At 40.5% G+C, this 560-nt stretch carries 2 protein-coding genes; both read right to left on the reverse strand.

The genetic code is table 11. The annotated features are described in order from the left end of the window. Positions 1-91 precede the first annotated feature (91 nt). Positions 92-262, reverse strand: a complete 171-nt coding sequence (locus tag ACFFU9_RS16170) for a hypothetical protein (RefSeq protein ID WP_379862528.1) — start codon at positions 260-262, stop codon at positions 92-94. A 154-nt stretch (positions 263-416) separates the two neighbouring features. Then, the coding region (gene tssD / locus ACFFU9_RS16175; RefSeq protein ID WP_379860855.1) for a type VI secretion system tube protein TssD at positions 417-560 on the reverse strand (144 nt) is incomplete at its 5' end.

The raw sequence follows: 560 nt of genomic DNA on the forward strand, positions 1-560 counted from the left end.
TTCAAAACGGTGGTGGTCGTTTATCTTTTGTGAAATTTCGATGTGCTTAAAGCCACTAATGAACTTTCCGTTAATACTGATCTGTTTGTTCTCAGGAGTCTTTGGTATCATAACTTTTATATGTAGGTGGCACTAAATGTGTTAGATTGATCTGGGGGTTTGGGATATTGGGCTTTTTATATTGAGACGCCATAGCAATGGCATAAGGAATGTTGTCGTTATAACGGCCGTTTAAAATAGGTTCTTTCTTGTAGGTTATCACGTCTCCTTGTTTTTAGGCGGCACCCTGTAGGCCATGGATCCCGCTCGGGCATTTATTTGGCAGGGGACCAGAACCCTGAAAAAGCCTCCAAAAGTACTGTTTGAAGGCTAATGTCATAATAGATAAGTGGCTTAATAGTACTCGCTAATTTATCTTATGCGTTTGGCCAACGGTTCAGTAAAGATGCCGTGCCTACCGTAATTTCTTCTGCAGAGAAGGTTACTTTAATGGTCATGGGCACATCATTGTTTACGTCCAAGGTCTCTTTGAAATATACAATGTAGGCGTTTTTAAACTC

It is taken from the genome of Mariniflexile ostreae (assembly GCF_042427585.1).
Classification (GTDB): domain Bacteria; phylum Bacteroidota; class Bacteroidia; order Flavobacteriales; family Flavobacteriaceae; genus Pseudalgibacter; species Pseudalgibacter ostreae.